Source organism: Paenibacillus sp. JT22N7, assembly GCF_059383875.1.
The window spans coordinates 177,296-198,857 of sequence record NZ_JBXENY010000010.1; the positions used below are offsets into that span (position 1 = coordinate 177,296).

Annotated in this window: 18 protein-coding genes; 7 read left to right on the top strand and 11 right to left on the bottom strand. The window is 49.8% G+C overall.

The genetic code is table 11. From position 1 onward, the window contains the following. Nucleotides 1-2: 2 nt before the first annotated feature. The gene (locus AC50Y5_RS25050; protein WP_056039685.1) at nucleotides 3-1,421 is read right to left on the bottom strand and encodes an RtcB family protein; all 1,419 of its coding nucleotides are present in this window, start codon (nucleotides 1,419-1,421) and stop codon (nucleotides 3-5) included. Nucleotides 1,422-1,485: 64 nt separating this feature from the next. Further along, a complete protein-coding gene (locus AC50Y5_RS25055) occupies nucleotides 1,486-2,277 on the bottom strand; it encodes a nucleotidyltransferase domain-containing protein (protein ID WP_494864081.1) in 792 nt (263 codons plus the stop codon). Between the two features lie 395 nt (nucleotides 2,278-2,672). Here AC50Y5_RS25055 and cysK point away from each other — a divergent pair, with 395 nt between their 5' ends. After that, the gene (gene cysK / locus AC50Y5_RS25060; RefSeq protein ID WP_056039682.1) at nucleotides 2,673-3,611 is read left to right on the top strand and encodes a cysteine synthase A; all 939 of its coding nucleotides are present in this window, start codon (nucleotides 2,673-2,675) and stop codon (nucleotides 3,609-3,611) included. Between the two features lie 18 nt (nucleotides 3,612-3,629). Here the strand turns inward: cysK and AC50Y5_RS25065 are convergent, their stop codons facing one another. The 3 genes from AC50Y5_RS25065 to AC50Y5_RS25075 form a co-directional block, all read right to left on the bottom strand. Further along, nucleotides 3,630-4,748 (bottom strand): slipin family protein, encoded by a 1,119-nt coding sequence (locus AC50Y5_RS25065; protein ID WP_056039679.1) that lies wholly within the window; start codon nucleotides 4,746-4,748, stop codon nucleotides 3,630-3,632. 23 nt (nucleotides 4,749-4,771) lie between these two features. Beyond that, complete coding sequence (locus AC50Y5_RS25070; protein WP_155973376.1) at nucleotides 4,772-5,002, bottom strand: hypothetical protein; 231 nt, start codon at nucleotides 5,000-5,002, stop codon at nucleotides 4,772-4,774. Between the two features lie 355 nt (nucleotides 5,003-5,357). Beyond that, entirely contained in the window at nucleotides 5,358-6,812 is a 1,455-nt protein-coding gene (locus tag AC50Y5_RS25075) for an RtcB family protein (protein WP_494864082.1), read from the bottom strand. A 221-nt stretch (nucleotides 6,813-7,033) separates the two neighbouring features. Between AC50Y5_RS25075 and AC50Y5_RS25080 the strand changes: the two genes are divergently transcribed. From AC50Y5_RS25080 to AC50Y5_RS25090, 3 genes are all read left to right on the top strand, one after another. Further along, on the top strand, nucleotides 7,034-8,353 hold the full coding sequence (locus AC50Y5_RS25080) for a WYL domain-containing protein (RefSeq protein WP_494864083.1): 1,320 nt from the start codon (nucleotides 7,034-7,036) through the stop codon (nucleotides 8,351-8,353). After that, nucleotides 8,340-9,149 carry a WYL domain-containing protein gene (locus tag AC50Y5_RS25085; protein WP_056039671.1) on the top strand — a complete coding sequence of 270 codons (810 nt, stop codon included), beginning with the start codon at nucleotides 8,340-8,342 and terminating at the stop codon, nucleotides 9,147-9,149. The genes AC50Y5_RS25080 and AC50Y5_RS25085 overlap by 14 nt, the downstream gene beginning before the upstream one ends. 144 nt (nucleotides 9,150-9,293) lie before the next feature. Further along, complete coding sequence (locus AC50Y5_RS25090; RefSeq protein ID WP_494864084.1) at nucleotides 9,294-9,674, top strand: DUF4190 domain-containing protein; 381 nt, start codon at nucleotides 9,294-9,296, stop codon at nucleotides 9,672-9,674. A gap of 98 nt (nucleotides 9,675-9,772) precedes the next feature. Here the strand turns inward: AC50Y5_RS25090 and AC50Y5_RS25095 are convergent, their stop codons facing one another. The 4 genes from AC50Y5_RS25095 to AC50Y5_RS25110 all read right to left on the bottom strand — a co-directional run bounded on the left by AC50Y5_RS25095 (nucleotide 9,773) and on the right by AC50Y5_RS25110 (nucleotide 13,311). Then, nucleotides 9,773-10,699 (bottom strand): HNH endonuclease, encoded by a 927-nt coding sequence (locus AC50Y5_RS25095; RefSeq protein ID WP_494864085.1) that lies wholly within the window; start codon nucleotides 10,697-10,699, stop codon nucleotides 9,773-9,775. A 97-nt stretch (nucleotides 10,700-10,796) separates the two neighbouring features. Further along, the gene (locus AC50Y5_RS25100; RefSeq protein ID WP_056039667.1) at nucleotides 10,797-11,753 is read right to left on the bottom strand and encodes a 3'-5' exoribonuclease YhaM family protein; all 957 of its coding nucleotides are present in this window, start codon (nucleotides 11,751-11,753) and stop codon (nucleotides 10,797-10,799) included. Next, nucleotides 11,753-12,313, bottom strand: a complete 561-nt coding sequence (locus AC50Y5_RS25105; protein WP_056039663.1) for an HD domain-containing protein — start codon at nucleotides 12,311-12,313, stop codon at nucleotides 11,753-11,755. Before AC50Y5_RS25105 ends, AC50Y5_RS25100 begins: the two co-directional genes overlap by 1 nt. Before the next feature lie 287 nt (nucleotides 12,314-12,600). Then, on the bottom strand, nucleotides 12,601-13,311 hold the full coding sequence (locus AC50Y5_RS25110) for an S-layer homology domain-containing protein (RefSeq protein WP_056039660.1): 711 nt from the start codon (nucleotides 13,309-13,311) through the stop codon (nucleotides 12,601-12,603). Between the two features lie 567 nt (nucleotides 13,312-13,878). On the opposite strand from AC50Y5_RS25110, the gene AC50Y5_RS25115 reads away from it, so the two are divergent. The 3 genes from AC50Y5_RS25115 (at nucleotide 13,879) to AC50Y5_RS25125 (ending at nucleotide 18,790) form a co-directional block, all read left to right on the top strand. Continuing rightward, complete coding sequence (locus AC50Y5_RS25115) at nucleotides 13,879-16,752, top strand: 2-oxoglutarate dehydrogenase E1 component (protein ID WP_494864086.1); 2,874 nt, start codon at nucleotides 13,879-13,881, stop codon at nucleotides 16,750-16,752. A 5-nt stretch (nucleotides 16,753-16,757) separates the two neighbouring features. Then, nucleotides 16,758-18,011: a 2-oxoglutarate dehydrogenase complex dihydrolipoyllysine-residue succinyltransferase gene (odhB, locus tag AC50Y5_RS25120; RefSeq protein WP_494864087.1), complete on the top strand. Its 1,254-nt coding sequence runs from the start codon at nucleotides 16,758-16,760 to the stop codon at nucleotides 18,009-18,011. Between the two features lie 305 nt (nucleotides 18,012-18,316). Continuing rightward, nucleotides 18,317-18,790: a C40 family peptidase gene (locus tag AC50Y5_RS25125; RefSeq protein WP_056039652.1), complete on the top strand. Its 474-nt coding sequence runs from the start codon at nucleotides 18,317-18,319 to the stop codon at nucleotides 18,788-18,790. A gap of 105 nt (nucleotides 18,791-18,895) precedes the next feature. Here AC50Y5_RS25125 and AC50Y5_RS25130 read toward each other — a convergent pair whose 3' ends face one another. Beyond that, nucleotides 18,896-19,804 carry an ArsR/SmtB family transcription factor gene (locus tag AC50Y5_RS25130; RefSeq protein WP_494864088.1) on the bottom strand — a complete coding sequence of 303 codons (909 nt, stop codon included), beginning with the start codon at nucleotides 19,802-19,804 and terminating at the stop codon, nucleotides 18,896-18,898. A gap of 110 nt (nucleotides 19,805-19,914) precedes the next feature. Next, nucleotides 19,915-21,423 (bottom strand): arabinosylfuranosidase ArfA, encoded by a 1,509-nt coding sequence (gene arfA, locus AC50Y5_RS25135; protein ID WP_494864089.1) that lies wholly within the window; start codon nucleotides 21,421-21,423, stop codon nucleotides 19,915-19,917. Nucleotides 21,424-21,562: the final 139 nt, after the last annotated feature.

Here is a 21,562-nt window from a genome sequence, read left to right on the forward strand (position 1 = left end):
GCTTAAGCCCCCTTAATTGTCGCCAGCGGCTTGCATTTGGCCACAACCTCGGCAAGTCCGGCTCCAACGACACTCTCAATAATTTGATCAACATCCTTGTACGCCTGCGGCGACTCGTCGACCATCGACTCTAGCGAACGCTGGTTAAGAACAATTTCGTCCTCCATCCCTACCCGCATTGATGCGGCAAACTCTTCAACTGTAATGAGCCGTTTGCTCGCACTCCGCGAGCGGATACGACCAGCGCCATGGCAGATGGAGTGGTAATTGTCGCGTCCACCCGCCTTGCCAACCATAATGTAGGAGGAGGAGCCCATCGAGCCGGGAATGAGCGCCGGATGCCCTGTTTCCTTGTATGGCTCAGGGTTATCCGGATGCTGTGCAGGGAGCGCTCTTGTCGCCCCTTTGCGATGGACGAAATACGAATGCCCGTCATGCTCTTCCTCCCATGCATAATTGTGCATGAGATCATAGAGCGTCGACATTTCAAATTTGCTGCCAAAAACATCCTTCCCCGCCTCGCGAATCGCATAAGCGATGAGATGGCGGTTGACGACCGCATAATTCAGAGCGGAATACATCAGCTCTACATAATCTTTGCCCAGTTGATGTGCAAGCGGCGCAAACACCAGCTTGGGATCAGCGGTGCCCAGCCCTTCGGCTTTCATCATTTTAGTCATATTGCTGCTGCAATATTGGCTTACCGAGCCACCCCATGCGCGCGAGCCGGAATGAATCATGATGACGACCTGACCGTCCTTCAAGCCCCAAGCATCCGCGATTTCGCGGTTTTCCTCAGGAATTTCAATCGCCTGAATTTCAGCAAAATGATTGCCGCCGCCAAGCGTGCCGAGCTGGCGATGCGAGCGATGCCATACCCGTTCCGGGAATAAGCCCAGCGCGCCGCCATCCACATAAAATTTGCTGCTTTCCACATGCGTCAGCGAAGTCGCTTTGCGCGGTGTATAAGCATCCGGAATATATTTTTTCGGCAAGCCGTGCAATCCTTTTTTCACAACATGCTCTAAGCGAATATCTGAAAAATGGCCCCGCCCATGCTCTTCCATCGGCAAATATTTCTCAATCGCCTTCACCAGCTTGCGGCGAAGCTTCACATCCTTCAATTCATCCTTGTGCAAATTGGTCAAATGAACCCGCATGCCGCAGCCAATATCGCTGCCGACAATGGAAGGCGAGACATAGCCGTCTTCCATATTCCATACTGCAGTCGTTCCAATGCACGTACCTACGCCAACATGAACGTCAGGCGTGTAGCCCATATAAACTTGATTCGGTATTTGCAAATTGTTGTTGGCAAGCTCAAAAACTTTATAATCCAGCGCAGCAAACAGCTCCGGCCCCGCATATACATGCACCTGCCCCGATGGCAGCTTCACTTGTTGATAATAGTTGTGTAACATCAATTAAATTTCCTCGTTTCTTATGCTGCGGCTGCGGCTGCGCCCTGCCGCCTTGCCTGCCGCTCTATTCCGTGCCCGGCCCCCATACTTCCCGGAGTGCCGAGCGAAATAGTTCATCCAGTGCTTGATCCTGCTTCTGCCCCGAAGCTGGCGCTTGCTTTGCCACTTCCTCGTAATAGGCGATACGCCTCGCGAGAAAATCGTTAATTACGCTGATTTTCGGCTCCAAATCCAGCTCGATGCCTGCTTTCTTGCGTTCAAGCAGCGTGAGCACCTCGCGTTTAAGCGAAGAATCCGGCAGCAGCTCATGCACCAGCTCCTCAAATGACAGAGGAGGTACGGTGCCTCGCTCTTCAACCCATTGGCAGGCGAGCACCGGGCGCAGCACGTAGAAATATTTTTTAATTTTCACTTGGTCGCCCTGCAAATACTCGCGAAAGTTCCCTTTCGCCATATGCAAATAATGATAGATGCTGGAGCGCGGCGAGAAGCTCGCCGGGAGCAGATTGCGAATTTGCTCCGCTACCGTCGTCTCCTCCATATAGTTGATTGGCGACTGCAGCCATTCCAGCAGCGGCGGATTCGATTTGCGGAATAAATTCAGCGCTTTTTTCAAATCCCAGCCGTTAATATCGAGCATGTCGCTGATTGGGCGTTCAATCACATCGCGCTGCTCAAAAATCGATAAATACCAATTTGTCTCCCGTACATAAATAAATCTTACATCGTAATCACTGTCCTTCGACGGGAAGCCCCATGCGCGGCTGCCTGACTCACAGGCATACACGATACGCACGCGTTCCTCCGCTTCTATTTTGCGCAGCTCCGCTGCTATTTTAGCTTTATAATCGCTCATCCGAAGCCCTCCTTTGTTTTTTTGGCAACAAAAAAGAAGCTACGGACATTCGAGCATCGTCCATAGCTTCTTAAGTAATTAGAGCTATTGCAAGTCAGTATAGACAGCGCACAGCTGACCTATAATCCTTCGACTTACAGCAGTTGGTTCCGCTGAGGCCGACCCGCATGGACGTTAGCTATGAAGTTGGTTTGTCGGATAATCATCATATTTACGGACATTTGTTTCGGCCTCCCTTCAAGTTATTTCGTTCATCTTACTCGCGTACCCAGCAATTGTCAACCCATTTTTAACTAATTCACGATCGATACTGTTCTATTGCAAATCATTTGATTATTTAGTACTGTTTAAATCACAGTTAAACAGTAGGATTAAACAAAGCAGGAGGAGAAAAATTGGCTAATATTCATAAAAATTTAACCGAACTAATTGGAAATACGCCGCTGCTTGAGCTTGTTAATTTTAGAAATTCACAAAACTTGCAAGCAACTGTAATCGCAAAACTGGAGTATTTAAATCCAGCTGGAAGCGTAAAGGATCGTATAGGCTTTGCCATGATTAAAGATGCCGAAGAAAAAGGTCTCATTCATAAAAACTCGGTCATTATCGAGCCAACGAGCGGCAATACCGGAATCGGGCTAGCGTTTGCCGCCGCAGCTCTTGGCTATAAGCTAATCATTACCCTTCCTGAAACGTTCAGCATTGAACGGCGAAAGCTGCTGCTTGCGCTTGGTGCCGAGCTGATTTTAACACCGGAAGCGGAAGGCATGACGGGCGCCATTAGACGGGCCGAGCAGCTTGCTGCCGAGACGCCAAATTCTTTTATCCCCCAACAGTTCAACAATCCTGCCAATCCGGAAATTCACCTAAGCACAACCGCAGAAGAAATTTGGCGCGATACGGACGGTGAAGTTGATATTTTCATCGCTGGTGTAGGAACAGGCGGTACCATATCTGGTGTAGGACGGCTCTTGAAGGAACGCAAGCCCGCTGTGCAGATCATTGCGATCGAGCCCTACGATTCGCCTGTATTGTCTGGAGGCAATCCGGGTAGACATGCTATTCAGGGACTTGGAGCCGGATTTATTCCAGACAATTTCCACAGCCAATATGTCGATGAGATTTTTAAAGTTAAAAAAGAAGATGCATTTGCAACTGCACGACTGCTTGCAAGAACCGAGGGCCTGCTGGCCGGAATCTCCTCCGGCGCCGCTGCATATGCAGCAGCACAAATTGCCAATCGGCCAAGCAATGCTGGCAAAACCATCGTCGCTTTGCTTCCAGACAGCGGAGAACGTTATTTATCTACATCGCTATTCCCTTCTATCGATTAGTAAAAGGGCTTCACCTTATCATTCTTGCTTTGCACTCAGCAGCGAATTGAGCTGCTCCAGCATGTTGCCGCCGCTGGACAGCGAAATCGTGCCGATTTTCTCGCAAATTTTTTCCATAAACTCAAGCTCTTTAAGGCGGTACAGCGTCGTATTTTCATCCATCAGCTTCGCTGTGTTCAGCAGGCTGCGGGTAGAAGCCGTCTCCTCGCGGCGGGTGATGAGATTGGCTTGCGCCTTCTTCTCCGCAATGAGCACCGTGTTCATAATATCCTTAATATCGCCTGGCAAAATAATGTCCTTCACGCCTGCCGACAGAAACTGGACGCCGTAATCATCGCCCTTCTCATTGAGCCGGGAAAGCACGAATGCGGCGATTTCCTGCTTCATCTTCAGCAAATCATCGAGGCGCAGCGTACCGACATATTCCCGCAAAATCAGCTGCAGCACAATGTACACCTGATCTTCAAACGATTTAATCATCAGCACTTTAATCGGATCGGTGATTTTATATTGGCAGACGAAGTTAAGCCGCAGCGTCACCTTGTCCTCCGTCATCATTTCCTGTCCCGTCAAATCAAGCTGCTGCTGGCGCAAATCCGTCTTGCGGACGAGCACCGTCGTCGGGCCATTCCAGAAATAATATTTGCCCGGCGCCAGCTCCCGCTGCATCACATTGTTATAAAACAGTGCCGCTGTCTCATAATTCGCGACCTCCACGCACTGGTAGTAGCCATTAAGCTTAGACATAATCGCGAGATTAATGTCCTTGCCGATCTCAGGCTGGCGAATATCCGCATGAACGAACGTATGCTTTTTCAGCACATTCCAGAAAATATGCTTGCCTGCCGTCAACAAGGAATTAAATTTCCCATCTACATAATGCAGCACATATTCAAAATCCTGCACCTCAACGATAGTAAGCTGGGCGAGCAGCTCCTGATCATGCAGAAACATATCGGCATCCTTGCCCGTAACTTGAAAACGCTTCGTCACATTCAGTACAGTCGCCGTTTCCTCGCGCCATGCGGACAACCGGTATTTGCCTGGCTGCAAAAGCTTGATATATCCGCCTTTACGGAACAGAAGCGCGCGCTCATCATCCTGTATAATCAATGGATTTTTAAATTTAGTCGTCATATAAGCCACCTCATTCAGGTTAGTTAAACGTTAGATTGATTGATTGATTTGTCATTTGAGTCGTTGTGATTCTTACAATCAGGAATGCTTCCTGCGGTTAAAGCGGAATCAGGCTTAAGAGCATCATCAAGCGCAGCAATTTGCGCGGTGCTCTGCGAAGCATAGCGGCCGTGTTCAACTTCAACAGGCCGATCCTTCGCTTTGCTTACCGCAAAATATACCCGCTTTCCCTGCTCGGTATCCACCGATTGCATAGCCGTGCCGCAGCGCCGCCGTAAAGGCCGGCATGAGCATTCCTGCTGCAAGAGTCTCTCATTTTTTTGCTCCTTGAAAGGGAGTTGATGTGTGCTATAGCGTAGCTACAGCTGCTCCAATGCTCCGTATCAAAACGGTTGGGATTCGAACCCGATTCTAAAGCTGGTGGGGCCCAAGCTTCATGCGCTTTGCAGCACACAAGCGCACAGTGTACGCCCGTACTGCTGGATCATACTGAAATCCATGCCATGGCAAGCCATAAGCTATGCAGCCCAATCTATTATTGAAGTTATCTTAAATAGCAAAGTTAAGGAGCTGCGAGGAAATTAGCGGTACTTTATTTCGTCGCAGTCTCTAAGTGCCTTTAATGGCAGCCATCGGCTGGCATTTGGCAACGACAGCGGCAAGCGAAGCGCCGACCACACTATCGATAATTTGATCCACGTCCTTGTAAGCCTGCGGACATTCATCGAGAATATCCTTCAATGAGCGGTGGTTGACCAAAATTTCATCGTCGCTCCCGACACGCAGCGATTGCTCAAATTGATCGACGGTGAAGAGTTCCTTCGTCGCCCGTCTCGATCTGGCGCGCCCCGCCCCATGGCAGATGGAATAGAAGTTTTTCACCCCTTCATCCTTGCCGACCATAATATAGGATGCCGTTCCCATCGAGCCTGGAATAAGAGCAGGATGCCCCGTCTCCTTATAAGCAGGCGTATTTAAAAAATGGTTCGGCGGCAGCGCACGCGTCGCACCCTTCCGATGAACGAGCATCGGCTGCTTGCGGTGAAACTCCTTGAGCGCGTAATTATGCATCAGATCATAAAGCACAGGCAGCTCCATCTCCGGGCCAAAAACATCCCGGAACGCTTGCTGGACGCCAAACGCAATCATATGGCGATTGCTGACGGCGAAATTCAGCGCCGAATACATGAGATTCAAATACATTTGTCCCTCGCGGCTTTCAATCGGTGCATACACCAGATTTGGATCAGGGTTGCTGATTCCCCACTGGTACATCGCTTCTTTGATGACCTTGTTATATTCACGGCCAACGGCAGCGCCCCAGGAGCGCGAGCCGGAATGGATCATGACGACGACCTGGCCGTCGAACAAGCCCCATTTTTCCGCCAATTCGCCGTATTCGTCGTTGATGTCCAAATATTGAATTTCAATAAAATGGTTGCCGTTGCCGAGCGATCCCAACTGCCCATGGGCATTACGCATAATACGGGGCGGCAAATGCTCCAGCGCAGCATGGTCGAAGGCGAATGCCGCTTGCTCGACATGCGTCAGCCATTGCTCATTAGGCACATACTGGGCCGGAAGCCCTTTTAGCCCGTGCTGCACAACGCTCATAATATCGATATCCGCGTAATTTGTATTCGTCCGCTCGTGGGTTGGCACGTATTGTTCAATCGCTCTAATTAGTGCGCGGCGCACCTCTTTATCCTGAATATCGCGCTTATGCAGCGGCGTTGTATGCACCCTCATGCCGCAGCCGATATCCGATCCCACAATCGACGGCGAGATAAAGCCATCCTTCATATTCCAGACGGCCGTCGTTCCAATGCACGTTCCTACTCCAATATGCGCATCCGGCGTATAACCCATATATTGATTGCGCGGAATGCGCAAATTGTTGTCAGACATTTGATATACATTAGGCTCAAGTGATGCAAACACTTCATCATTTGCGTATACATGCAGCTTTCCGTTTGGAAGGCTGAGCTCGCGGTGATTGGTTCCTTTAAGCTGAATCGTCTTCTGCAGTACTTGTTTTGTCATGTCATTCATTGTGTTGGCCATTGCTGTTCCTCCTTCATTCTGCCCTGCGTCACTGACGCTCCGTAGCCGCTCTTATGGATCTGATTTTGCCTTAAAAATCCCCCCTCGAACATGGCGAAAGTATTACGACCAGGAAAAATATAACTTTTTTCACGCCTATGGTCTTTTTTGACAACGCTACTAATCCTTCATAGAATAAAACAATAGAAAGCGAGAGTAAGCTGGAAGGCAGGGGACCACCGTTGGCTAAAGAAAGCTTCGATAAAGAGATTCAGTTTCTGCGCATGCTTGTGTTAACAAGCGGAGCCTATAATCGGCAGCAATTCGCAGATCGGCTCGGCATCTCCATTCATACATTTGATAAAACGATTAAAAAGCTCAAGGAAATTGTAAACGCCGTCTACCAGCAGCTTCCTGAGGAACAGGGCAAGGAATTTGCAGAGACCGTTCGTTATAGCTATTTTGATTCCGCCGATCCTATGCTGCTCTTTCTATTCCGCGCCAAGTCGCTGAAGGAAACCGAGAGCAAGCGTATTTCCCTGCTGCTGGAGACGCTGCAAAGCGGCAGTGCCATGACCGCCATGGAGCTGATGGACGCTTGCTGCGGCAATATGCCCGCTGAGCTGGCGCCACCGGATGAGAAAACGGTGCGCAGCGATCTGAAATATTTGGAAGAGGTCGGCGTCATCCGCAAAGAACCGGGGCCTCGTCCGTACCGCTACCGGCTGGCAAACGAGCTGGTGCAGGAGCTGACGGAGGAGGAGCTGCTGGATTTATACGATTTTGCCGACGTCATGGCAAATACGCATGTTCCATCCGTGCAGGGCTACATGCTGCGCGACAGCTTGAAAAAACATTTGCAGCGCACGCAGGAGGACAACGCCACGCTGGACGCTTTTTTATATAAATATCACTTTTACTCCCGCCTGCTGGATGAAGCTCATTTATTCAGCCTGCTGGCCGCCATTCGCCAGCGCCGGAAGGTGAAATTTCTTTATTTTTCACCGAAAAAAGAAACCAGCTATGCCTCTCGCAACACGAACCCTTTGTTCGAGCGCGATACAACGGGCAAGGAAGAGGTCGCCATTCCGATTAAAGTCGTATATGACCACCAGTATGGACGCTGGTATTTGCTCGGCTTTCGTTCAGACAAAGTTATTGTGAAATACAGGATGGAGGGCATGACGCAAATTGAGGAGGGCGAGGCTGTGCCGCAGGAGCAATTTGAGCAGCATTTGGCACAGCTCGAAGCGCGCACGGCGCAAAGCTGGCTCATTGATACGGGAAGAACCGTTACGGTGCGTGCCCGTTTCTTTCACCCTGTAGGGGCACCGCACAACTTCATTAAGGAACGCGTGTTGCTGCAAGGCCAGTGGGGACGCATTATCGAGGAGGCTGGCGCAGATTCCTTCATATATGAAATCGAAGTGAACGGCACGTTCGAAATCAGGCCTTGGCTGCGCAGCTTCGGTTCAAGCTGCGAGGTGCTGGAGCCTCTCCGTTTGCGCAATGAGATGATTGACGAATGGAAGGAGATTGCTGGTTACTATGAATCCGTTTGAGAAAATATTCAACTATCAGCTCATGTCCCGCCTTGAAGACTCCGGCACCTTTATGGTGACGGGGAATGAACGAAGCTGGCTCAAGGCGATGCTGCAGCATCCTGAAGCGGTGCAGGCTTTTGCGCCCGGAACACTCGCGAAGCTTGAAAGCCTGCTTGAGCAGGACAGCGTTATGGAAACAGCCGGTCCGCTCATTCAGAAAGCCGCCAGCAAAGAGCTGCAAGTGTACCACCCGCTGCTGCGCCAGCTTAGACGCTCAATTATGCATCGCAACCAAATCAAGCTGAGCTACATGATCAAAAACGGCAGACAGCACGAACAACAAGCCGGCGTGCCCTATAAGCTGGAATATTCCATGGTGAAAAAAGAATGGTATTTGCTCTGGTATCACCAGCGCCACAGGACATTAATGAGCACGAAGCTGCAAACGATTCTCGCCATTCAAGATATGCCTTGCGAGCCTGAGCGTTATGTACAGCTTTCCGCCTCTATTGAGGCGCTGCTCACTAAGCGCAGCACGAGTGCAGTCATTCAGGTTATGGAAACGTATAATGCGGAGCTGTCGCGAATTTTGTACGCTTTTTCCTGCTTTGAGAAGGTTGTGTCCTACGATGACCAGCTCAACCGTTATACGATTAAGCTGACGTTTCCAAGTAATGAAGCAGAATATGTTTTGTCAAAAATCCGCTTCCTCGGCAAGCGAATTAAAGTGACCGAAGGCGATTATTTGCAGCGCCGCATGCGTGAGGCATCGTCCCTTGCGCTCGCAAGATATGGAGCGTCGCCAGATCAGTAAGCACTCCAAATCGTTCGATTGGTTCAAAAAACGGATTAGATGTCCCTCTCTTTACCAAGTAATGTATAGCCTTCGGGTAAAAAGAGACGTATAATAATGGAAACCCTGATTTCATCATATTTCCAAGCTTAGGAGGAACCATCCTTGAACGACTATAACAATGGGCATAATTATCAAAACCATGCGCCATTCCAGCCACCAGTGCAGAAGACGAACGGTGCTGCAATTGCCGCGCTCGTGTGCGGCATTACATCCTTCATCCCGTTCATCGGTATACTATTAGGCATTGTCGCTGTCGTAATGGGCATCGTTTCGCTTAACCAAATTCCAAAAACGCGAGAGCAAGGACGCGGCATGGCGATAGCCGGCCTCATTTGCGGAGCTATTAGCCTATTCCTCAGCTTGCTGGTGTTTTTACTTTTTATAATTGGCATCATGAGCTACGAGGACAGCATGTATAACTATGGCTGGAACGAAGGCTACTACAATGCCTCGATCCAGCTTGTCAACGCACTGAACTTGTAGAAGCTGTTCCACGTCTAACTTTTTCCTACACAAATAAGCGCCAACATACCGTGCAGCATGGCTGCCCGCTCGTATGTTGGCGCTTTTTGTTAATGGGACTATACTTCCCGCATAAAATCCTCCAGGTTTTTGTCTGCCTTCGACTGGTTGCACATATGGCAAGCGCAAACACAATTGTCCGGCGTCGTATGGCCGCCCTTGGCGCGCGGAAGCATATGGTCGATCGTATCGCCATACTGCTTGCAGAAAAAGCAAGTATAATTATCCCGCGTTAAAATATATTTACGAAAATCTTTATTGCTGAATAGCCTGCGAATCGTCCGGCGATTCACGACAACGGCGGCATGCTCGTTAACGAGTATAACGGCCAGCTCTAGTTCAATTTCCTGATACCACTGCCTGCCCTTGTCGGTTTTGCCTCTCATCCATACCGTGCCTTGCCCGGAAGGACGCAAATAGGCAGGGTCCGTCGGCGAATGATTAGACGGCTTCGGCAAAGGACGCTGCTTCGGCGAGCGGGCAGCCGTCTTCGCCCGCGGCGCCTTCTTCTCCGGCTTGCGAACGACGCCTGGCCTGCTAACTGCGCCGGCTTCCTGCACCACTGCCGCCACTGCTGAATCCGTTCCTGGCGGCTGGGCGGCTGCTCTCGGGGCAGCTGCGCTGGCTTTCGCCGCTTCCCTGCCGCCCGTTTCCTTCGCCGCTTGCTCAGCTGCGGCGGCTACTGCCGCTGCGGCCTTCGCCCGCCTTCTTCTCCCGCCGCGCTTCCGGCGGGACTTCTTCTGGACGCCAGCAGCCGCCGCTTCCAGCCTAGACTCATCCGCGGCGCCTGCTTGTACAACTGGCGCCTCCACAACAGCTGCTGGCGCGGCCTGCGAGCTCGCCCGTTCTTTCCTGCAGGAGCGGCAGGCGCCGCGCCGCGAGTCAGGGCCCGAGCGCCGGCCGGTACGGCGCAAAAAATCGCCAAGCGGCTTGTCTTCGTTACAGTACGCGCACTGCTTAATCGGCGTTTGTATGATTTCTGCCATTGGTATTGAACGGGCCTGACAAGCATGAGCCTGCGTACCCGTTATTGTCACCTCAAATTTTTATAGATATGTTTGTTCCCTGTTATTCTAAGCAGAGTTACAGCTTCATCCGATAAATAGGCTTATTTTCGAGCCCGCGAATAAAGGGTGTCCACGGTTCCGTGTCCGGCGTCGTGTCCAGCGCATCCTCGACCATTTGCAGCTTGGCATCCATGGCATCAATATGATGCAGCGCAACCGCTTCTGCTGTCTGAGGCTGCACCGGACTGCCCCATTCACCCAAATTGTGATGGGAGAGCACCAAATGCTGCAGACCGAGCACCTTTTCCGACTCCAGATCAATGTCGCAGCGAATCGCCGCTTCCGTAATCCAGTTGGATGCGAGCGAAATATGCCCCATCAGCTTGCCAGACAGGCTGTATTCGGATACGATCCCTAGCTGGGCAACCATCTCCTCCGGCTTGGCAATATCATGCAGGACAATGCCTGCCTTTATTAAATCGGCATTCAAGAATGGACGCTGCTTGCAAATAAAAGCGCCTATTTCCAGCATCCGTACAATATGATAAGCAAGACCGGCAAAATAAGCGTGATGATGCGTTTTCGCAGCCGGATAATGCATCAGTCTGTCCTCGACCTTATCAACGCAATACGTGACGATGGTTCTAATTTCCTGATCAGCAATGCTCTCCGTTACCTGTTTAATCGTATGCACGAGATCGACTGGACGAACCGGCGCCGAGCGGATGAAATCCGTCAGCGCTACCCCGTCCTCTTCCGTAACCTTGCGCATGCGCGAAATTTTTATTTGCAGCTTCTCCCGGTATGTATGAGCGTTGCCTTGGATTTTTACCAATCCCATTGGGAAAAAGGTTTCCTTATCCGCACTCGATACGTCCCAATATTTAGCGGAAAGCTGGCCGCTGGCATCGCATAATACGATGTCAAAATAATCTTTCGGCGTTGCCCCGTTCGTCTGCTTCACTTCCAGCTCTCTAAGCAAATAAAATCCGGTAAAATCGTCTCCGCTCACCAGTTGGTTAATCAATGTCATTATGCCCTGTCCCCGCTTTCCCTTTGACCAAACATCGCCTCAATTTTTTGATTTAAAACGTCCAGCAGCGGAAAGCTGCCTTCATGGCCAAGGCTGTCCGCCACCGCCTTGTAATACCATTCCTGCTGCTCCCTGCCGCGGTTGAAGCGTTCCCATACCTTCTCGCCCTCCCGCTCATAAGCGGCAAGCGTCGAGCCCATATTATGCAGCTTATCCGCGCAGGCTACCGTCTTGATGTCTAGCGGCGCCTTTTTCAAATAATCCAGTTTATATTGCTTGCGCTCTTCCCAAGACAAGGATTTGTCGGGCTCCGTACAGCCGACGACAATTCGCGTCACTTCCGGGCCAAAAAGCTCCAGCAGCGCTTCCTCCGTCGCCTCCGTATCTTCGAGCGTATCATGCAAAATGCCCGCAGCCACCCACTCCGCTTGGCAACCCGCCTCCATTAATATCATACCCACACCGAACGGATGTGAAATATAAGGAATATTTGACCCTTTGCGAAGCTGATTCCCATGCAGCACCGCTGCATAATCAATTGCTTTTTGAATCAGGCTCATGAATGTACACCTCCAGGTTCAAGATCGTCCTGCTTTTATCTATAGATGCATCGTGATTTCACGCAAGCTGCTTTTGATTTTTTATGTTTGAAAAGCCGGAGTTATTCAGATAAATTCCCTACAACTTTAGTCTAGCATCTTCCTGTATATGCAAACAAGCACGCGTTTAGGCCTGAACCAAAAAATCCGTCAATAAAATAGCGTTTTCATGGCATAAACGAAAAAAAACCTCCGAACCCGCTACTTACAGTAGGGTTGGAGGTTTCTATGCTGCATTTAAACGTTTATTACTGTGCTGGCTTTACCCCTTGCTCTTCTAGAGATTGGTCACCAGTCTCTCCTTCAAGCTGCTCGTTATGTTCCTTAATAAATTGATGCGCATTGTACAGCATCGCTGTGGATTCAGCACGGTTTAAAATTTGCTGTGGATGGAATTCGCCTTTATCATCCAATGCAGTAAGCTTGTATAGCAAAGCGCGCTGAATGGTGCCTTGATATTCAGTCGTAATGTCGCTCTCGTCCGAAATGACGACATACATTTTGATCAGCGGGTATTGTCCGGTCTTTTCCAGCGCCTGCACGAGGTAATGCGTGAACTGCTCGCGTGTCATTGGGGCATTCGGGTCAATATCAGCTGGAATGTCGAGTTCGTTGTAGTGCGCGATGATGAAGCTGTCCGCGTACCAGGCATTATTTTTCACATTGCTAAAAATGCCTTCTGCTTCTGGAGCTTTATTAAATGAAATGGCGGCAAGGCTAATTTGCGTCGTCTTTACAATAAGCGAAATACCTTGTGCATTTGTTAAGTTTTCTTCCGGCTGGAACAGCGATTGCGATACGCCATTTACAATTCCGAGCCCTTGAAGCGTCTCAATTTGCGCCTTTTGCGGGGAGGTTGCGATATCCGTAAATGAACTTGCTGCGAAAGCCTGACCTGTCAGCGCTACCGATAGAGCTACGGCAGCAGAAATAGATGCTGTTGCGATACGTTTCTTCATTAGAATCAATCTCCTTTAGTTGTTGAACGCGTTCTATTCCTATAAACGATGCCTGTTTCAAAAAGGTTGCAACCTCTTCCTTTCGCTTTGAGCCATTATCCCCTTAGCTCAGAAACAGCTCGCCGCTTGCAGCACAAGCAGCGCAAACCATCCAAAACGCCTAAACGCCATCTCCATCTGAAATAAAGCGCTGATGATATAGTGATACGTTAATAAAAATCCACATCGTTCCACCCTTTTCTGAGCTAAGGGGATAACCGGCAAAAGAGAAATTTACCGCTGCCCCTAAGAATGGACAATTGAAACTTTAGGCAGGCTGCTTCGTATAAATTGAAAGGGCATACATTTTTTGCTCAAAGCCCTTAACAATCGGTTTTGAATAACCGATAAATGGGAGAGACTGAGAAGATGGACTAGCGGCTCACCGATTGATCTATTTTCAAGATAGTTATGATACATAATCGTTATTTAAGTTTCCATGTCGTTCTGTACTATAATGAAGTCATATGCTAGTTCTGATTCCGTCCATAAACTTACAAAATTCAAAGACGGAGGTATCTGTCGAAAATGTCGATTGGCAATGAAACTAACCCAAACCCGTGGGAAGGCTATTATGGCCCCAACTATGGGTACATCCAAGAACAATATGAGCTATTTAAACAAAACCCTGAAACCGTAACATCTGAATACCGCGATTTATTTGCTCGCTTTGGCGAGCCGCCTGCTTATGCAGGTCAAACTGCCGCTGCACCTCAAACGGTGGGCGCTGCTTCAATCGATGCGAAAACGCTTCAAAATTTGGTCGCTGCCGGCAAGCTTGTATGGAACATTCGCGCTTTCGGTCATTTGGCGGCTGATATTGATCCGCTCGATATCGGGCCTAAATCAAATACGAAGATGCTAAGCCCGGAAACGTATGGCATCACTCAGACGGATCTGCTGGCTCTGCCTGCTGAGCTCGTATGGACGAATGCCCCTTCCGATGTTGCTAATGCATGGGAAGCCATCCAGAAGCTGCTTAAAGCTTACACAGGTACGCTTGCTTTCGAATTCAGCCATGTGCATGATGAAGCGGAGCGTGCTTGGCTCAAGAAGCGCGTTGAGCGCGAGCTGCCTTCTGCTGCACTCAACAAGGAAGAACGCAAGAAGCTGCTCGTCAAGCTATTTGAAGCAGAGCAATTTGAAGATTTTCTGCAGCGCACCTTCGTTGGTCAAAAACGGTTTTCCGTTGAAGGCAACGACGTGCTTGTAGCCATAGTCGATGAATTGGTTCACGAGCTGTCAAATGACGGTGTGAGCCAAATTGCGATGGGCATGGCACACCGTGGGCGCCTTAATATTTTGGCGCATGTACTGGGCAAGCCTTATACCAAAATCTTCTCCGAGTTCTACAACTCGCCGAACAAGAAGCTTATTCCGTCCGAAGGCTCGATCGGCATCAACTACGGCTGGACTGGCGATGTGAAGTACCACTTGGGCGCCAATCGTTCGTTCAAGACTGGCGAAACGGTTGAAACTCGCATTACGCTTGCGAACAACCCGAGCCATCTTGAATTCGTCAACCCGGTTGTCGGCGGCTTTGCTCGTGCAGCACAGGATGATCGCAGCAAGCCTGGTTATCCGGTAACGAACCTGGACGCAGCTGCTTCTATTGTTATGCATGGTGATGCGGCATTCCCTGGCGAAGGCATCGTAGCGGAAACATTGAATATCGCTCAGCTGAGAGGCTATACCAGCGGCGGTACGCTTCATGTGATCGTCAACAACCGCATTGGCTTTACTACAGAGAGCCATGATTCCCGTTCGACGCAATACGCAAGCGATGTGGCTAAAGGCTATGAAATTCCAATCGTGCACGTTAATGCTGATGATCCTGAAGCTTGTATTTTTGCAGCGCGGATGGCCAGCGAATACCGTACTCTTTTCAAGAAGGATTTCCTAGTTGATCTGATTGGCTACCGTAAATATGGACACAATGAGACGGATGATCCGGAAACGACTCAACCTCTTATCTATAAGAAAGTACGGGCTCACGCAACGGTAAGCAAAATCTACTCTGATAGACTGATTGCAGCTGGCGCTATTACAGAAGCTGAAGTAGCGGAGCTTAAGCAAGGCGTAGTAGACCGCCTGAAATCTGCTTATGACGAAGTGAAGGCACGTGATGGCCAAGAGCCTGTTCATCAGACACAAGGACTGCAAGGAGAAAAGGATAACACGACTTCCGTTTCCCCTGTATCCATTGAAACCTTGCAATCGATTAATACCGAGCTGCTTCGTTTCCCTGAAAGCTTCACTGTATATCCGAAGCTGCAGAAGATTTTGGAGCGCCGCACAAATGCATTGAACGAAGGCGAGAAGCTTGATTGGGGCCATGCGGAGACGCTTGCCTTTGCTACGATTCTCGCTGACGGCAAGCCGATCAGACTTAGCGGCCAAGATGTCGAGCGCGCTACATTTGCTCACCGCAATCTCGTGCTGCATGATGCTGAAACAGGCGAAACGTTCTGCCCGCTGCACCAAATGCCGCAGGCGAAAGCATCGTTCGCCATCCATAACAGCCCGCTTTCCGAAGCTGCTGTTCTAGGCTTTGAATATGGCTATAACGTACACGCGCCGGAAACGATGGTTATTTGGGAAGCGCAATATGGCGATTTCACCAACGTCGCGCAAGTGCTTATTGACCAGTTCATTTCCGCAGGCCGTTCGAAATGGTCGCAAAAATCCAGCATCGTTATGCTGCTGCCGCATGGCTATGAAGGTCAAGGACCTGAGCATTCCAGTGCGCGTCTGGAGCGTTTCCTGCAGCTGTCAGGCGAAGAAAACTGGACGGTTGCCAACTTGACGAGCGCTGCGCAGTATTATCATATTTTGCGCCGCCAAGCTTCCATTACGGAAAGCGAAGCTGCACGTCCGTTGATTATTATGGCTCCTAAGAGCTTGATTCGTAACCCGCGCGTCGCTTCCAGCGCTTCCGAGCTTAGCAATGGCTCGTTCAAGCTGGTCGTTGAGCAGCCGAGCCTCGGCAGCAAGCCGGAGCGCGTAGAGCGCCTGATTTTGTGCACAGGCAAGATTGCAATCGATCTGGAAGATGCAATCGAGAAGGAGCAAGGGAAAGACCTGGATTGGCTGCACATTATTCGTGTCGAGCAGCTGTATCCTTTCCCTGAGAAGGAAATTACTGAAATTATCGCCCGCTTCCCTCAACTGAAGGAAATTGTGTGGGTTCAAGAAGAGCCGAAAAACATGGGCTCGTGGCATTATGCCGATCCGCGCATCCGTGCGATTGCGCCAGAAGGTACAAGCGTAAGCTACATTGGACGCCCAGAGCGTTCCAGCACAGCGAGCGGCTTCCAGCAAGTACACGCTTTTGAGCAGCAGCATATTATTTTGCAAACATTGAAACATAGTCCGTCATTGACATACAACTCAGGGAGGTAGCCACTGTGCAACAAATTATAGTACCAGCAATGGGAGAATCGATTACGGAAGGCACGATTTCCAAGTGGATTGTTAAGGTAGGAGATTCGGTTAAGCAAGGCGATGTGCTGCTGGAGCTTGAGACAGATAAAGTCAACATCGAGATCAGCGCCGAGCAGGATGGCACGATTCAAGAGATTACACGCAGCGAAGGCGATACCGTTCAAATCGGCGAAGCTATTGGCTCCATTGCAGCAGGCGGAGCGGCTCCGTCCGCCCCTGCTGCTGAGCCAGCGAAAGCAGCTCCTGCTGTTGAAGCACCTGCTCCAGCGCAAGCGGCACCTATTGCGCCTCCTGTAGCAGAAGCAGACAGCAAAGGCGGTCAAGTTGCCGCTTCCCCTGCTGCAAGAAAGCTTGCAAGAGAAAAAGGAATCGACCTGACGCAGGTTCAATCCCGCGATCCGCTTAGCCGCGTTAGCTCCGATGATGTTCGCTCGCACGGCACTCAGCCGGCAGCGCCGCAAGCACCGGCTGCTCCTGCTGCTAAAGCGCCAGCTGCACCTAAATTCCAATCGGCTAAGCCTTACGAGCGCAAAAAAATGTCGCGTCGCCGGGCAACGATTGCGAATCGCCTGGTTGAAGCTCAAAGAACAGCAGCTATGCTGACAACGTTCAATGAAGTGGATATGACCGCAATTATGGACATCCGTAAACGCCGGAAACAATCGTTCTTGGACAAGCATGAGGTTGGTCTTGGTTTTATGTCCTTCTTCACGAAAGCTGTCGTTGGCGCACTGAAAGAATTCCCGCTGCTAAACGCTGAAATTGAAGGCGAAGATATTATTGTGAAGCAGTTCTACGATATCGGTATTGCCGTATCAGCTAAGGAAGGTCTTGTTGTTCCGGTTGTCCGTGATGCAGACCGCCTGAGCTTCGCTGAGATCGAACGCTCGATCGTTGACCTTGCTGGCAAAGCCCGTACGAACTCGCTCGGATTGTCTGATCTGCAAGGCGGTACATTCACAATTACGAATGGTGGCACGTTCGGCTCGCTGCTGTCCACGCCAATCATTAATGCACCGCAAGTTGGTATTCTGGGCATGCACAAAATTCAGCTTCGTCCAGTTGCGATCGACGCTGAGCGCTCTGAGAACCGTCCAATGATGTACATCGCCCTTTCCTACGATCACCGCATCGTAGACGGCGCTGAAGCGGTACGCTTCCTCGTTAAAGTGAAAGCCATGCTTGAAGACCCAGAAACGCTTCTGCTTGAAGGTTAATAAGCAGAACTGGTGAACGAATAAAGGAAAACACGCATAACCCCCATGACCTTAAAGGTCCTGGGGGTTATTTTTTACTTACAAAAAATAACTAATGAATGCGTAATCATTCATTTCCCTTCTCATTTTAGCCTGGAATTGAATGAGAAGTTTCTCATCTATTTTTAACAATTGGTATCAAAACACCATTAAATCTAGTTTTATGGTCTCAGAGGAAATTACTCTCAATTTTAATTGTGGTATTGTATAGCTATAAACATATGAATAGACAAGCTATCAACCCAGAGAAGAGAGGCATTCACATCATGAAAAAACTTCGTTTTGGCAAAATGGCTGCATCCCTTGCACTTGCCGCATCACTTACTTTATCTGCTGTTCCTTTTACACAAGCACCGGCAGCTTATGCGGCATCCGCTTCCACCCAATCCAAAATCGTGTCAGTGGCAAAAGGCTTTATGGGAACTCCTTATCAATTCAGCGCTCCCACTAGTTCGACTCGCGTTTTTGACTGCTCTTCCTTCACCAAATATGTTTTTGCTAAGGTTGGCGTTTCTTTGCCTAGAAGCTCGAAGGATCAATCGAAAGTCGGTTCGTTCGTATCTCGAAGCAATTTGAAGGTTGGCGATCTCGTTTTCTTCTATTCCCCTATTCATCACGTCGGCATTTATATCGGCAATAATCAGATCATTCATACATACGGCGCTCCTGGAGTGACCGTTACGAGTTTAAGCTCCAGCTGGTGGAGCAAAAATTACGCAACTGCACGTCGCGTGCTTTAGCACAAGTTTGTTCTAACTCACACAAACGCCTCTAATAATAAAAGCCGTATCGCAATCGTCAGCGTTTCCCCCAACCTGACTGCGATACGGCTTTTATTCATTTGCTTATTCCTCGTAATAAACCCGAAACATCATATCCTGATTGTAATTGCCAAAGCCTTTGCCATACAGGGTAAGGCCGCCTACATGCGCAGCATCCTTATCTACCGCGATACGCAGCGTCCAGTGATTGCGATCCAGTGTAATCTGCTGCACGCTAGTGTCGCTTACCTGCTGCCCATCTACAAAGGTGCCATCCTCCTGCACGCGAATGACTTTGAGCAAGCCATATTGATTCAGGTTGCTATGCCACCAGGAAGGAGAAAACTTGCCGCGGGTACCCCCGTAATCACCAGGGCTTGTCCACTTGCCAATGGTCGTTCCATTCAGGCTGAAGCTGATATCAGACAGCCAGTTCGGATTATAGCCTGGAGCCTCGGAGCCCAGCTCCAGCACAAGCTCGAATGCGCTCGGGCGCTGCCCCGGCAGCAAATAATTAGGGATTTTATATTCGACGTATCCTCGGCCAAACCATAAAATGCCCGCATTCATCCGCTCCGGCTCTAGAAAAAAGCGCGGGTCATCGAATTGGCCAATGGCCTTCTCCACCGTCGCGATGCCGCAGGTCGGATGCACTTCATATTCGGTGTAATGTCCAATCGGCACCGTGCTTTCATGCATTTTTTTCACTTCGCGTGTATGGTGGGGCAGCTCGATTTCTATATGCTGCTCAGCGAGCGTACATATTTTATGTGTGCCTCCCTGCTTGCGCACCATCTTCGTCTCAATGAGATGCGCCTTCTCCAGCTTGCGGATATGCATTGTTACAATCGCGCTGCTGAGCCCCAGCGCCTCTGCAAGCTCTTTGACATTCATCGGGCTTACTGCCAGCAAATCTATAATATGAAGCCGCACATGGCTCGACAGCGCCTCATAGAGCGGCAGCCAAGCTATATCTGTATTGGCTTTAATCATTGTGTTCCCCCTCCTTCCTCTTATCATCGCATAAAATGAAACGAGAGGGAACAACCGCCTGATTAGCCCGTCTCACCCGAGCTAAGCTTGCGATTGTTCCCCATTAGCCTTTACAGTTTAATTCGAATAACATTCCATGACGCTTTGTTCAGTACAGCTTGGATTTGGCCTTTATCCGTTAATGTCGCGCTGCCATTCGTGTGCGGCGTTACGCGGTTAGGCGCATCTGCTGTATTGGAAGCAGACAAATCCTCATTTTCCAAAACAATATGCTCCAAAATGCGTCCTTGACCGAAGCTGCGCAGGTCGATATCGAACGAAATGCTTTCTTCCAGATGACGATTCACCGCAAATACTGTAACCTCTTGCTTCTCTTCATTATGCACCGCTACAGCTTCAATATAAGGCACATCTGTAAAATCTTTAGTGTCATGCTTAGGCGAGCTCATGAGCGGCACTAGCACCTCGCCTCTGCCAAACAGGCTTGCGTGCATATACGGATAATAAATCGTCTGCTTCCATGCGTCTCCGCCGTTCGTCGTCATAATAGGAGCGATGACATTGACGAGCTGCGCGATACAAGCCATCTTCACTCGATCGGCACGCTTGAGCAGGCTGATCAGCATACAGCCGACGACCAGCGCATCCTCCTGCGTATAAATATCTTCCAGCTGTGGAGGGGCAATTTGCCAAGGATCAAGCTTTTTGTCCGATTCATTGGAATGGAACCACACGTTCCACTCATCGAAGGAAAGGTTGATCTTTTTCTTGCTGCGTTTCTTCGCCTGTACGAAGTCGGCTGTCGAAATGACCGTATTAATGAAAGAGTCCATTCCAACGGATTGCGCCAGGAAATTCGCCGTATCCTTCTCGCGGTTGCCGTAATACTGATGCAGTGAAATATAATCCACGTCATTATAAGCTAAATCAAGTACCGTTGCTTCCCAATCTGGGAAGGTCGGCATGCCGATTGCTGAGCTGCCGCAAGCGACAAGCTCGATCGTTGGATCAACCCAGCGCATAACCTTTGCAGTCTCGCTGGCGATACGTCCATACTCGACTGCCGTTTTAGCGCCGATCTGCCAAGGGCCGTCCATTTCATTGCCGAGGCACCAGGTTTTGACGTTGTGCGGCTCCTTGTAGCCGTGCTGCACGCGCAAATCGCTCCAATACGTGCCTGACGGGTGATTGGAATATTCGAGCAGGTTGCGCGCCTCATCAGGGCCTCTCGTCCCCAAATTGACCGCCATCATCGCGTCCGTATTCGCTTTGCGGCACCAGTCCATAAATTCATTAAAGCCGATCCAGTTCGGCTCAATGGTGCGCCAAGCAAGCTCCAAACGCCGCGGACGCTGATCAAGCGGGCCTACGCCATCCTCCCAGTTGTAGCCTGAGACGAAGTTGCCGCCGGGATAACGCACAATCGGCACATCCAGCCCTTTTACAAGCTCCAGCACATCGGAGCGAAAGCCCTGTTCATCCGCCTGCGGATGGTCCTTTTCATAAATACCGCCATATACTGCCCGGCCCAAATGCTCGATAAACGAGCCATAAATTCTTTTATCGACTTCACCTACTACAAAATCCTTATCAACGATCAGCTTTGCTTGTTTGGACATGTTCAGCTCACCTCATAAGATTAATGTTTTTATTAACCGACTAATAAAATTACAATGTATAATTTCATTAAACACTATGCAGCAGCAGAACGCAAGCACGAATTCATAACGCTTCCAACCTTTTTGTCCCTATGAAAAA